Source organism: Exiguobacterium sp. UBA5002, from assembly GCF_002396765.1.
Classification (GTDB): domain Bacteria; phylum Bacillota; class Bacilli; order Exiguobacteriales; family Exiguobacteriaceae; genus Exiguobacterium_A.
Window position 1 is genome coordinate 51,892 of record NZ_DGYQ01000013.1, and the last position, 12,067, is coordinate 63,958.

At 48.7% G+C, this 12,067-nt stretch carries 13 protein-coding genes and 1 riboswitch; of the genes, 5 read left to right on the forward strand and 8 right to left on the reverse strand.

Going from position 1 to position 12,067, the window contains the following annotated elements; genetic code table 11:
- The first annotated feature begins 19 nt into the window (after positions 1-19).
- The 4 genes from B4C70_RS02410 (at position 20) to B4C70_RS02425 (ending at position 1,787) form a co-directional block, all read left to right on the forward strand.
- Positions 20-448 carry a GNAT family N-acetyltransferase gene (locus tag B4C70_RS02410; RefSeq protein WP_290776819.1) on the forward strand — a complete coding sequence of 143 codons (429 nt, stop codon included), beginning with the start codon at positions 20-22 and terminating at the stop codon, positions 446-448.
- Complete coding sequence (locus B4C70_RS02415; protein ID WP_290776821.1) at positions 448-1,071, forward strand: hypothetical protein; 624 nt, start codon at positions 448-450, stop codon at positions 1,069-1,071. The genes B4C70_RS02410 and B4C70_RS02415 overlap by 1 nt, the downstream gene beginning before the upstream one ends.
- A 31-nt stretch (positions 1,072-1,102) precedes the next feature.
- The gene (locus tag B4C70_RS02420) at positions 1,103-1,432 is read left to right on the forward strand and encodes an antibiotic biosynthesis monooxygenase (protein WP_058703391.1); all 330 of its coding nucleotides are present in this window, start codon (positions 1,103-1,105) and stop codon (positions 1,430-1,432) included.
- A 118-nt stretch (positions 1,433-1,550) separates the two neighbouring features.
- The gene (locus tag B4C70_RS02425) at positions 1,551-1,787 is read left to right on the forward strand and encodes a hypothetical protein (RefSeq protein ID WP_290776825.1); all 237 of its coding nucleotides are present in this window, start codon (positions 1,551-1,553) and stop codon (positions 1,785-1,787) included.
- A gap of 1 nt (position 1,788) precedes the next feature.
- Here the strand turns inward: B4C70_RS02425 and B4C70_RS02430 are convergent, their stop codons facing one another.
- Positions 1,789-3,060 (reverse strand): hypothetical protein, encoded by a 1,272-nt coding sequence (locus tag B4C70_RS02430; protein ID WP_290776827.1) that lies wholly within the window; start codon positions 3,058-3,060, stop codon positions 1,789-1,791.
- Positions 3,057-4,325, reverse strand: a complete 1,269-nt coding sequence (locus tag B4C70_RS02435) for a hypothetical protein (RefSeq protein WP_290776829.1) — start codon at positions 4,323-4,325, stop codon at positions 3,057-3,059. Before B4C70_RS02435 ends, B4C70_RS02430 begins: the two co-directional genes overlap by 4 nt.
- Positions 4,326-4,479: 154 nt before the next feature.
- Between B4C70_RS02435 and B4C70_RS02440 the strand changes: the two genes are divergently transcribed.
- Entirely contained in the window at positions 4,480-5,298 is an 819-nt protein-coding gene (locus B4C70_RS02440; RefSeq protein ID WP_290776831.1) for an alpha/beta fold hydrolase, read from the forward strand.
- Between the two features lie 71 nt (positions 5,299-5,369).
- On the opposite strand, the gene B4C70_RS02445 is transcribed toward B4C70_RS02440, so the two are convergent.
- From B4C70_RS02445 to B4C70_RS02470, 6 genes are all read right to left on the reverse strand, one after another.
- Positions 5,370-6,401 (reverse strand): NAD(P)/FAD-dependent oxidoreductase, encoded by a 1,032-nt coding sequence (locus B4C70_RS02445; RefSeq protein ID WP_290776833.1) that lies wholly within the window; start codon positions 6,399-6,401, stop codon positions 5,370-5,372.
- A 55-nt stretch (positions 6,402-6,456) separates the two neighbouring features.
- Positions 6,457-7,179 carry an energy-coupling factor transporter transmembrane component T family protein gene (locus tag B4C70_RS02450; protein ID WP_290776834.1) on the reverse strand — a complete coding sequence of 241 codons (723 nt, stop codon included), beginning with the start codon at positions 7,177-7,179 and terminating at the stop codon, positions 6,457-6,459.
- The gene (locus B4C70_RS02455) at positions 7,151-8,680 is read right to left on the reverse strand and encodes an ABC transporter ATP-binding protein (protein ID WP_290776835.1); all 1,530 of its coding nucleotides are present in this window, start codon (positions 8,678-8,680) and stop codon (positions 7,151-7,153) included. Before B4C70_RS02455 ends, B4C70_RS02450 begins: the two co-directional genes overlap by 29 nt.
- A complete protein-coding gene (locus B4C70_RS02460) occupies positions 8,677-9,249 on the reverse strand; it encodes an ECF transporter S component (protein WP_290776836.1) in 573 nt (190 codons plus the stop codon). The genes B4C70_RS02455 and B4C70_RS02460 overlap by 4 nt, the downstream gene beginning before the upstream one ends.
- 100 nt (positions 9,250-9,349) lie before the next feature.
- Positions 9,350-9,449: riboswitch (TPP riboswitch) on the reverse strand.
- 95 nt (positions 9,450-9,544) lie between these two features.
- A complete protein-coding gene (locus tag B4C70_RS02465; RefSeq protein ID WP_214728666.1) occupies positions 9,545-10,216 on the reverse strand; it encodes a 50S ribosomal protein L25/general stress protein Ctc in 672 nt (223 codons plus the stop codon).
- 290 nt (positions 10,217-10,506) lie between these two features.
- Positions 10,507-12,057 (reverse strand): GNAT family N-acetyltransferase, encoded by a 1,551-nt coding sequence (locus tag B4C70_RS02470; RefSeq protein ID WP_290776837.1) that lies wholly within the window; start codon positions 12,055-12,057, stop codon positions 10,507-10,509.
- Positions 12,058-12,067 lie beyond the last annotated feature (10 nt).

Consider the following 12,067-nt stretch of genomic DNA (forward strand, 5'->3'; position numbering starts at 1 on the left):
GCAAGAAAGGAGTCCGGATATGCTGCAATTTCAACTCAATGAAAATGAAGACGGACAGGACTGGCTTAGGCAACAAGTGCGTCAATATAATGTCGAACGTTCACCGCTTCATGCGACGAAACGCTCCGAGGGAACACAAGCCGTCACATTACTTGCGACGCGTAGTGATCAACCGATCGGCGGCATCTCAGGGGAAATGTACTGGGGCTGGTTACATATTGAATGGTTCTTCGTTGCCGAAGAGGAACGGGGAAGTGGGCTCGGTACTCAGTTATTCCGTCAACTGGAGGAATGGGCACGAGCAGCGGGTGTTCAGCGAATCCGCGTCGAGACGTTCTCGTTTCAAGCGCTCCCGTTTTATGAGCGACAAGGATTCGTCGAAGTCGGACGAATCGATGACTATCCACCAGGGATGAGCTATCATCTGCTCGTCAAACAGGTCGACTGATGAAACGGCGTCTTTTCCTCATCTTATTGTTCGGTCTCGTGCTCGGAACGCTGACGGGGATGCATCCACGTCAAGAGACCGTTTCCTTTACGGCGAAGCAAGTCGCTCGGTTATATACACAGATGACGAACACGCCAATCGAAGCGCGCGACGTGTACTTCGTCGAACGACTGTCTGACCATTACGCCGTCGCGTATCTTGAAGCGAAACACGACCGCTTGTTTTTGCTCCTGCAACAAACCGATGAGGCACAACGAATCGACCGAATCATTCGCTCGAAACAGACGAGGGAGACGGATTGGTTTGAAGGTCGTTTGTTGACGACGGACGAAGGTCGATACCTTGTCGCCTACGGCATGAACGGTTCGAAACAAATGAAATCGATCCGGTTCGAGCCGTATAAGACGACGGCTGATGGCGAAGCGCCGCTTCGTCCGATGCAACGCTCATTGTCGGTAGCAGATCAGGAACGTTTCCATACTGTCCAACCGTTACCGGATGCCTTCCCGCATTCGCTCTATTTCGAGATGATCGCGACGAGCGTAGACGGAAAAGAGACGATCCAACGATTGACGTTACCAAGCGATAACGCATCCGCGTTTTCAACCCGGAATGACTTTTAGTATACTGAAGACGAAAAAGGGGGAGAAGAACATGTGGATCGTCATGAACCAGTTACACGTCGTGAAGGGCGCAGCAGATCAGGTCGCAGCGCGTTTTAAGACGACGAAAGGAATTGAACGGATGGAAGGGTTCCACCGGATGCAAGTCCTCGTCGATATCAGTCAGGAAGAAGAAGACATCGTCACGATCATGACGACATGGTCGAATCAAGCAGCATTCCATGCATGGCAAGAGAGTCAAGCGTACAAAGGCGTGCACCATAAGCGGGATAACGGAACGTCCGAAGTCAAACCACTCGTGACGTCGAATACCGTCACGGAATATGCGATCGTCGCTGATCACAGTGCCGTCGTGGAATAAACAACAACACCCCTTGGGAGGACGCCTCTCAAGGGGTGTTGTCTAGTACATTACAATAGATTGTTTTTCCGTAATCTGGGTATAATCTAACAAACTAGATGAAGCGAGGTGACACCGCATGGTCTATCGTAAATCTGTCGTCTCTAGCCTGTCCGTCCTCGGTGGTATGACCCTGCTCTTTGGTTTCTTGACGAGCGGTGGCTTCATTTATCGCTACTTCTTCGTCTTACTGTTTGCTTGCGTCTCCTTCTTACGTGAACCGTTGACACGTAAAGAGTGGTTGCGAGAGGGGATCGCCTTCATCTTCTGGTGTTCCTTGATTTATTTACTGCAACACTTCGTCTTCATGACATAAGTCATTTTTCATACTGCTCGAATAAAGGGAGGATGATGTCACGACCCGTTGCTGATAAGTGGATTGACACGTCACGCTTTGGATCCTTTAAGTAGATGTCAGTCTTTTTGACGCGTTTATCAAGATAGACTTCGTACTGTTGACCAGTCACGCCTTTTCGGAACGTCAAGTATCTCCACTTCGCCCTCTTGCCCCGCACATCAGCCTGTTCACTCGTCTTGATCGCTTTTTTTAATTTCCCGGATTCATCACTTGTCATCATTATCATGTTTTCCCAATCAATATCTTTTTCCGAATAATGATTTCCTCGATCATCTTCTTCAAAACGGATATGTGAAAACTGTTTTTGATGGAACAATGTCTCGTTTTGGTTTTCCGCAACGTCGTCGTCTGTTGTTCGATCCGGTCCTTGGACTTGGAGTTCAGTCGGTTGTTGCATCGTATGGCGAATCGATAATTCGTAGCGGAATTCGCGTCCGTTTTTCTCCGTTGCGATGACCGTTCCATAATGCTCCGGCGTGCCGTCACCCGGAACGAATCGGACCTTTCCTGGTTGTTTCATTGAATGGATCGGGTGTTCCACACGGCGTCCACCATACAACTGCGGTATACGAACCGAAACGTCGTATGTCGAATCGTATTGTTGATTGTAGACGAGATAGAGATTGACATCACGGGTGAACGGTGTCAGAGAATTCGCGTATGCGAAAGTGGTCGTCCGTGCATCTTTTTTTGTGACATCCGTTGCCTCGATGACGAGGTAACCTGATCCTGGAAGTTCTAATTTTCGAGCAGAATGGTCTGCGATTTTCTCATCAGGATTGAACCAGTCGTCTTTTTTTAATACAACAGGCTTCATGCTAAAGCTCTTCCGTTGTGGAGTCAGAGCAGTCTTCTTGAAGATGTCTTCTTTCTTTGGTAATGGATAGTACCCATCTTTAGACGATGTCTGACAATATAAATACGTCTTTTTCCCAGCTTTCACGTAACGAACGGTTTGACTATCATAATCTTCGAACGGATTCGTCATCATGACGGAATAGATGTTACCGACAGCGTAATTGACGGGTGCATCGCTCGCTTTAGACGCACACGTTTTTTGAATGACGGTTCGCTCTTTAGCTGACAAAGTGCGAGATTCTTTTTCGTTGAATTGCCCTCCATCATACATTTGCGATAAGTAACCCCATTTGAAATTCGGCGCATCACTTTGACAACCGCTTAATGCTAGTGTCGCTCCAAGTGTTAGTCCGATCCAGTAACGTTTGTTCATTGATTAAGCACCTCACTAAGTGCTTCACTTGTCGTACCTGACAGCTTCGCACCTTTCTTTGATCCCGGTTTGACAACATAGATTTCAAGCTTTTTAGCTCGTTTGCGTTCGAATAGTTCGAACGTTTGACTTTTTCCTTTGCGGATCAAGGTCAATTTTTTCTGTTTCAGCTTTGTTCCTTGTGGCTCCATCACATCGGTCTCTTTTAATTCTTGAGCCATTTTTATTGCTAGTTTATCCGGAATGGCCGAGATGAATTTAAAATCGTTATCGACGAGCTGCTTTGGTGAGTCGTGAATGTAACCGACATATGTGGTTGGTGATGCATCAAGAAAGCCATATTTGTAATTCGCAGGTTTTTTGTAGGTCTGATTGAGACGCATATATAGCGATGTTTCTTGAACGATTTTGCCTCCTTCTTTCTTCCAAACAGTCGCAAAAGGAACCGTCTGACCCACTGAAAGCGTATCAGGAAGTTGCTTTCGTTTGATTTGATATGATTGCCCCATTACATGGTCTTGAATGACGGATGGAATCCCAATACGATCACCACTGGTCATGAGTTCGATCGATGTGTGCTGCAAACCACTATTCGGAATGACACGAAAAGCTAAATTCAATTCGGAACCGGCTCGGGACTCGGTCGTCTCGAAGAGTGTTTGTTCTTTATCCTTATTTTTGTCTTTCATGAAGAGAACGAATTGTCCTTCCGGTGGTAAGGACAATTGATACGATGGGAAGAGGTAACGACCAAGTCCTTTCGTGTCTTTACTTTCTTCATTTTCTTGTTTTTGTTGATCCGTCACTTCTTTTGGGACAGGTTTAAAGCGAACATCTGTCGATTTAGCTTTAAGCGATTGGTTCGACCAATCGACGAATGGATAATCACTGCGCTTGATTTGGTGGACCGCATAATCCGCATGGCGAATCGGCTGACACGCCAGATAGTCCTTTTTTTCGTCCGACAGGAAACGGACGTGTTGGAACTCGCGCCCTTGGACACTCGGAGGCAGGAAGTATAAATCAAATCCTTCATATTGCGCATATCGATCAGGCAAGCGCGTCATGTCAGGTTTTTGCTGACAAGCCTTCAACAAAGCCGCCGTTTGTTTTTTCGGGAGATCCGGTATCTCTTGACCATCAAAGGTAGTCGAGATACCGCCCCAGTAATTAGAATCATATGTAAGATCTAAGTATTGTTCTTTTCCGCATCCAGCAAGAAGAACTGCTCCTGCGAGAATACCAGTATGTATATAGCGTCTCATGAAAAACCTCCTCTATACGATTGTCTGTATTTTACCATATTTTCTATAATAGACAGAATTTTCTATAACGTTTCAACATCAAGATGTTTGACATCTCTCGACTCGGGAATAATAGATGCATGCATGGTCAATCTATTACTATGGGGGTTTTATGGTGGGTACATTCATTCAAGCAGTTGATGGCACGAAGATTTACGTTGAGGATGTCGGATCGGGTCAACCGGTCGTCTTTTTACACGGATGGCCGGCAAACAACAACATGTTCGAGTATCAAAAGAACCTGCTCGTCGAAGAAGGGTACCGTTACGTCGGAATCGATTATCGTGGTTATGGCAAATCAGATGCACCGGCAACGGGATATGACTATAAGACGATGGCGTCCGATGTCAATGAAGTCATCGAACAGCTCAAATTAACGAATGTCACGTTGCTCGGCTTCTCGATGGGAGGAGGAATCGCCTTGTCCTATCTCTTGCACTATGGGGATTCAAAAGTCAGTAAGCTCGTTCTCGCAGGAGCTGCGGCACCAGTCTTTACGCAACGAGACGGTTACCCATATGGGATGACGAAAGAAGAAGTCGATGCGTTGATTGCTGATACGAAACAGGATCGTCCGTCGATGCTCAAAGGATTCGGTGAAATCTTCTTTGCGAAGGAACATCCAGAACCGCTACAACAATGGTTCCATGGTCTTAGCATCGCCGCTTCGTCCCACGGAACGATTCAGTCAGCAATCGCCTTGCGTGACGAAGACTTACGTGGAAAACTCAAAAACATTAAAGTCGATACGTTAATCATCCACGGTAAAAAAGACCGAGTCTGTCCGTTCGAGTTTGCGGAAGAGATGCAAAAAGAAATCCCACATGCACGACTCGAAGTCTTCGAAGAGAGTGGACACGGGATGTTGCTTGACGAACAAGAGAAGTTCAACGAGACATTACTGACGTACGTTAAAGGAAATGAAACCGTCTAATCCAACAAGCCATGGACACGCGTCCATGGCTTGTTTTTGTGTACAGAAAAAGTGTGCGCCGGCGCACACTTTTATGAGCGATACTTCCGCATGAACCGTTGATCAATCCAGCGCTTCAGGTACCAACCGAACGGGTGCGTCGAATAATGACGACCATACAGGGAAACCGCATGACGCGGTCCCATCGATAAAATCGTCAAATAGTTCGTTTGCGGACGATAGGTTTGCAGTGCTTCTTCCTCTAGGTATCGTAAAAGGTTCGTAAGCAAAATTGGCGCTTGCCGGACAGCCGTGACACCATTCTTCGGAATGTCGGGGTAGGCGACGAGGGTCGCAGCGTCACCCGCAGCAAACAAACTTGGATGATCGAGCGCTTGTAACTGTTCATTGACGAGTAAAAATCCGTTTTCCGTGAAGAGATTGCTGTCTGCAAACAATGCCGGAGCTTTGGCACCCGTCAAGCGGACGATTGCATCTGACTCGATTGGTGGATGATGCATAAAGCGGAATGGTAGTTCGTCATCTATAGGACGTTCCCGGATCCAGTACACTTCGAGTTCTTTTAACCGTCTCGTAATGGCTTCCGCTGCCGGATGACGAGAAAGGATATCTGGATCCGTGATCAATGTGATCGGTACACCCGCCGCTTTCAAGGACGCCGCCACCTCGACGGCAGCTGCTCCGCTCCCAATCACGACCGGACGCTTTGCTTGTTGCAGTCGCTTTAATGTATCCGGTAACCGGTAGTTCGGTTTAATCGATAATCGCGTCGTATCTTCCGACCAGTCGAACGAGCCGATATTTGTCGAGACGACGTCATAAGTATAGTGTCTGCCGGATGCACCGAAGACGACTTTTTCAACGGGGTCGATTTTGATGACGGTCTCCTCGATGAATGGTTTATCATAAGCGCGACATAAGACGGCGACGTCGATACGGATCTCATCCATGTCGTATGTTCCGTCAGCAAGCCCAGAGTACATGCCCGAGTAATATTGGTACGTCGAGGCGTTCAGGACCAGCCACTCGACGTCTTCTGTTGGTCCGTGTGTAATGCAATGCAGGTGAGCGTGACCTGCACCAATCAAGAGGATACGTTTCATGTCGTTCTCCTTCAATCTGTCTTGCTAGAGTGTACCCGGATACGGGTGACGGTAATCATAGCCAAAAGACAAGACTGATGAATAGGAGAATGACCACGAGATAAATAATATCCTGACGCTGAACGACCGGTACCTCGTAATACGTTCGCTCTGCTGAAAAGTGACGGGCTTCGAGAGCAATCGCCATCCGTTCTGCCCGCTGGATCGATCGTGAGAAGAGCGGCAAGCCAATTGAAAGAAATCCATCACCAGGAAAGCGACTGTGCACATTGCGAATCATCCGGACTTGCCGCAAAACGCGGACTTCTTCGACCAGTTGCGGCAGAAAGCGAATCCCGGCAAGGAATCCGTAAGCAAAGCGGGGCGATAACTTCGCCTGATGGATCAAGCTCATTACGAAACGGGTCGCGTCGGTCGTCGTGACGAAAGCGAGGCTCAAGCAGACGAACGTGGCCATCCGCAAGGCAAGTAACCAGCCGTGCGCGACGCTTTCCGACGTGACATGAAACCAACCAAACGACCAAAGAATATTCGTTCCTTTGCCGAAAGCCGCCATCATCCAGAACGTCAATAAGAATAATAGACTATACGGCGCAAGTCGCTTCAAGAAATCAAAAGGACCCCATCCGGAGAGGAGTAGCAGTGCGATAGCAAAACTCAGGAATACTAACGTTTTGACCCAGTCATTCGTTGCAATCAAGGCAAACATGATCAAAAACAATCCGCTTCCCTTGATGACGGGATTGAGTTTAGCGAACGGGGACACGTTCGTTTGCATCACGTTTCACCTCCTGGAATTGGTACGAAAGTGGACGTTGTAGCTGACAGCGCTCGAGTAATGGAACGTTAGCGAATAACTCGCTTGGGCGACCGTCAAAAGCAATCCGTCCTTGCTCCATGACGAGGACACGATCCGCATACCGGGCGACGAGCTCCATATCATGCGTCGCCATGACGAGTGTCGTACCGTTCTGTTGTTCCATCTGTAACTGTTCCATTAAGCGTCGTGTCGTCAATCCATCTTGTCCGAAGGTCGGTTCATCGAGCAACAATAAGTCTTTCGTTTGTCCGAGCATCGTTGCGACGCTGAGCCGTCGTTGTTGCCCCGTACTAAGAGCAAGGGGTGACTGCTGTTTGACAGATGTCAGTTCCAGCCGTTCGAGCAACGCCGCGCGCTTAACGTTCGTCGCTGCCCGGTGGCTCCAGTCGATTTCCGCTTCGACCGTCAGCTTAAGAAACTGCAGATCCGGTTGTTGAAAGACATAGCCAACGTGCTCATAAAAGCGACGCCGGGAGTAACGATGAACCGGTCGCCCCTGGAGCTGATACGTTCCACGATTGGGAAGCAACCGCCCGAGTGTCGCAAGCAGTGTACTTTTCCCGGATCCATTTGCCCCAAGCAGCATCACCCATTCTCCTGTCTGCAGGGAAAATGTCGCATCGGTCAGCGGATATGGTGCTTTCGTCGATAATGCAGCGACGTGTAACAAAGAGCGACCAGCTGTAGCGACGGGGGAAGGCACATGAAGTCGCGCCGCTTGCGGTCCATCTATGGGTAACGTCTCTAACGTATACGGATACAAAGAGGGAACGGCAATACCTTTCGTTTGAAGCTCTTTGTAATCCTGCGGGAACAGATCCCGTGGATCTGCTGTCGCAGTAATCGATCCGTCCTCAAGTAAGACGACCTGGTCGACGTACGGCAAACAGACATCAAGTTGGTGTTCGATCAAGACGATCGTTAAATCGTGTTCTTTTTGAATTCGAAAAATCAACGCCATCAGCTCATGTTGTCCGATTGGATCAATCTGAGCCGTTGGTTCATCGAGTAATAAGATCGTCGGCTCAAGTGCTAGGACCGCTGCGAGCGCGAGACGCTGTTTCATTCCACCGGATAGACTCGCGATCGGTGTCGAGAAGGGGAGGGGGAGACCGACGAGTGCGAGTAAGCGTTCAATTCGTTCATCCATCTCCACGCGCGGAATCGAGCGATTTTCTAAACTAAAAGCGATTTCGCGTCCGATTGTCTCCATGCAGAACTGTTCTTCTGGATTTTGAAACAAGATTCCGACCGAACCGGACCGGTTAACGGTACCAGTCTGTTCGACTTCAATCGTTTCCGGTGTCAGTCCGGCAAGGGCATGAAGTAATGTCGTCTTGCCACTCCCACTTCGTCCGAGCAGAAGGGTCGTCCCTTGCTCAATCGTCAGCGATACATGATTGAGCACCGATTTCATCTGACCGGGATAGCGGATGCTGAGGTCGTCGACAGTAATCATGCGATTTCTCGTTTCGCACGTCCTGCCGCAAACCCGTTCAAGACACCAGTCGCAACAAGGCGACGGACGAGAATGGCTGCAAGCAAGCCACCGAGTAATGCGCCGCTGATCAATTGTAAGCCAGTTGTCGCAAGCAACGTCGTCGTTGTGTAGTAACCGAATCCGTTCGCGATTAGACTATAAACGATGCTACCAATCGCGGCTCCGACACCCGATAACATCAAGGTCCATGTGTCATAACGACGGTAACGCGTCATCGCGAAGACGATTTCCGCACCAAGTCCTTGGCAGACTCCGATCAGAAGAGCGGATAAACCAAAATGACTACCTGTGAACAGTTCGACGGCTGCCGCGACGACTTCCGCAATTAAAGCGGCACCTGGCTTTTGAATGATTGCTGCGACGAGCGGACTCGCAATGATCCAGATGCCAAACATCCAGTTGGCACCGACAGGACCGAAGATCGCTGAGATTGGTAACCAGAGTGTTGACCAACCAAGATAGATGACGCCGCAAGCGACGGCGAGCATCATCATGACCATGATTTCTTTCATTTTCCAGTGTTGCATTAGATACGTCCTCCTTTGAATGGGGGAGACGCCAAAAAAGACCGCCCTCCGTAAAAAAGAGAGCGGTCCTCAGAAAAACTGCGCGCAGCAGGAGTCATTGGATGTGATCGCTCCACTTTCCTACGCTAGTATGAACTAGATCAGGTTCGAAGGGTCCGAAGTGAATCGTCTCAGCCAATTGGGCTCCCCTAGTGGATATGGTAATAGGTGATACGCTGTTCACTTTAGGCAATCCAGCGCCTGTTGTCAAGACACAAAAAAACGATACGCCGCAAAGGGCGTATCGTTAAACGACTTATTTATTGTCTTCGTTCTCTTCAGCTGTTTCTTCTGAAGACGCTTCTGTTGCTTCCGCTTCGTTGTCTTCGCCAGCTTCTGCTTGTGCCTCTGCTTCCTCGATTTCTTCAAGATCCTGCTCGAGTGTCGATTCGACGACAGCTGCGACTTGAATATCGCCTTCTGTAACGATGCGGAAATCTTTTTGTTCTGGAAGATCGGCTACAGAAATCGAATCGCCGATTTCGAGGTTCGTGACGTCGACTTCGACGTTCTCTGGTAATTTATCTGGTGTAGCGGCGACTGTTACTTTAAAGAGTGTTTGTGATAGGAAGCCACCAACTTTTGCACCGGCTGCTTCGCCAACGAGTACAACGTCTGCTTCGACTTCTGTTTCTTCATCCATTTTCACGGCGATGAATTCAACGTGATCGACTGTTGGGGTGAAGACATCCATATCACGGCGATTGATCAAGACGTTAATATTTTTACCATCGAGTTTGAGTGAAATCAAGACGTTTTCACCGTTTTCTCGGACGATTTTAAGCAATTCTTTTTCTTCAAACGCGATTGGTGTACTTTCCACTTTGTAACCATACACGACGCCAAGAGCTTTTCCTTCATGACGCAATTGTTTACGGAGTGAGCGTGGACGTACCTCGCGTTTTTCGGCTGTTAAATTAACTGACATGTTCATTTCCCCCTTGAATTTGGTATAGCCCTCAAAAGGTAATGAATGTAGGAGCAGGACGAATCCTGAACAATATGAATCATGCTAAGACAATCGGTTTCAGACTCTCATGAATCTGACGCTTTCGTGACTTTGCATTTCTCTCCCAGGTCATTACGCTGATATTGAGAAACATGTGTGAGTAAGTCACCGGTTTGATGCGGTGCTAATGAGTTTATACCCCTATGTTTTAAATCCATAAACCTCTTTTTTATCTTTTCGAAGTCGAAAGACCTCCAAACCGCTTGAAATCAAGGGTTGAGAGGTCTTTCATTTTTTTCATTCTTTATGGTGATTCGTTCATTTTCACGAACTAAAACACGAACGAGACGTTCAATTTGTCGCATCGTCGTCTGTCCCATCGTCGAAATTTGAAGCCACTGATTGTAAACGAGATAGTCGCTTTCGTACTGGACGTGATACCCCTGAATACGCAGAGCGTCGCCTAAATCAGTTGCGGACGGATGAACGATCGTCAGTATTCCCGGCGCTTGTGCTTCTTGTTGTGCGAGGAGTTGTAATCCAGTTGCGCGGACGGCTTGTTCGAGATAGGTCATCTTGATTGCTGCTTGATTAAGATCGAGGGCATCAAGCGCTGCCTGACAGGCAAGCAACAGGTTCGACGAGCCGGAAAAGGCAACCCCTTCTGCGTAGAGTCCTAAATCCAGATAACGGGGAATACAGAGAGAAGGTAGGACGCGATCTGCGTGACCAATGAACGCAAGACCCGGTAAACCACCAATCGCTTTCCCGGAAACAGTCGTGACGAAAGTGCAGCCATCGTATGAGAAATGTCCGGTTCCAACAGCGCTGATCGCATCGACGACGAGTGCAGTTCGTTCATCTAACAGCACTTTTACTGCATCAAGATCATAGAGAACACCCGTTGACGTCTCACAATGCGTCAACCAGATCCAGTTGTATGCCGTTTGCCTCAATTGATGAGCGAGTTGCTTCAAGTCGATCGGGTGACCGGGGGGAAGCGTATGGACATCAAAGGACTTGCCGGCACGTGCCGCGTGATCAATCAAGCGTTGACCGAACTCGCCGCCGTTCAGGATCAATCCATGTCCAGTGAGTTGTTGCGCGACAATATCATTGGCGAGCGTACCGCTGCCGACGGCCATCGAGACATGTGGCAAATCCAGCAACTGACACATTCGGCCACGTAAATCTTGATCGAGCTGCCGCATCGAGGCCGTACGGTGTGGACGCGGTGCTTGTTGCGCCGCTTGACGGACCGTCGGCGCAACCTCGACCGGACCGGCTAGAAAATGCAGGGGACGTAAGACATCCGCGATGACGGATCGTTCATATGTTGCGCGCGACAACAACATCGGTACAAACTGAGCATCGCCACTGCCAAGCGTTGGTGCAATCGGTGTGAAGCCGAACCGCGCGTATAGTTTTGCTTCTCGCGTCGTACCACTGATATAGACATGATCAATCGTCTCCCGCTCGAGGTAGACCATTAAAAAGCGCATCAATTGCATGAACGTACGACTATTGCGGTATTCGGGACGAACGCTAAGTAAGCGGATTTCCGCTGGGTCCGTCAGTGTCTCTTCTAGCGTCACGCCCTTTTCCTCAAGCGAAAAGGGACGATGCTTTCGAATGGCGATCATCGCGACGAGTCGATCGTCTTCCTTACCGATCAAGTAAGTGTTCTGATCATGGAATCGATCAATTCGTTTCCGTTCGATGTTCGGTTGATGTTGCGGAATCTCTTCTGTAAAGGTGAGGTAGTTCAATTCATGGATTGCTTCCGCATCGTCCGCAGTTGCAATGGAAAAGTCGATCATGGAGACGTCC

Excerpts from the sequence above, each read along its gene's own strand:
- B4C70_RS02410 (WP_290776819.1), top strand. The coding sequence starts at position 20 with ATGCTGCAATTTCAACTCAATGAAAATGAAGACGGACAGGACTGGCTT.
- B4C70_RS02415 (WP_290776821.1), top strand. The coding sequence starts at position 448 with ATGAAACGGCGTCTTTTCCTCATCTTATTGTTCGGTCTCGTGCTCGGA.
- B4C70_RS02420 (WP_058703391.1), top strand. The coding sequence starts at position 1,103 with ATGTGGATCGTCATGAACCAGTTACACGTCGTGAAGGGCGCAGCAGAT.
- B4C70_RS02425 (WP_290776825.1), top strand. The coding sequence starts at position 1,551 with ATGGTCTATCGTAAATCTGTCGTCTCTAGCCTGTCCGTCCTCGGTGGT.
- B4C70_RS02430 (WP_290776827.1), bottom strand. The coding sequence starts at position 3,060 with ATGAACAAACGTTACTGGATCGGACTAACACTTGGAGCGACACTAGCA.
- B4C70_RS02435 (WP_290776829.1), bottom strand. The coding sequence starts at position 4,325 with ATGAGACGCTATATACATACTGGTATTCTCGCAGGAGCAGTTCTTCTT.
- B4C70_RS02445 (WP_290776833.1), bottom strand. The coding sequence starts at position 6,401 with ATGAAACGTATCCTCTTGATTGGTGCAGGTCACGCTCACCTGCATTGC.
- B4C70_RS02450 (WP_290776834.1), bottom strand. The coding sequence starts at position 7,179 with ATGCAAACGAACGTGTCCCCGTTCGCTAAACTCAATCCCGTCATCAAG.
- B4C70_RS02455 (WP_290776835.1), bottom strand. The coding sequence starts at position 8,680 with ATGATTACTGTCGACGACCTCAGCATCCGCTATCCCGGTCAGATGAAA.
- B4C70_RS02460 (WP_290776836.1), bottom strand. The coding sequence starts at position 9,249 with ATGCAACACTGGAAAATGAAAGAAATCATGGTCATGATGATGCTCGCC.
- B4C70_RS02465 (WP_214728666.1), bottom strand. The coding sequence starts at position 10,216 with ATGTCAGTTAATTTAACAGCCGAAAAACGCGAGGTACGTCCACGCTCA.
- B4C70_RS02470 (WP_290776837.1), bottom strand. The coding sequence starts at position 12,057 with ATGATCGACTTTTCCATTGCAACTGCGGACGATGCGGAAGCAATCCAT.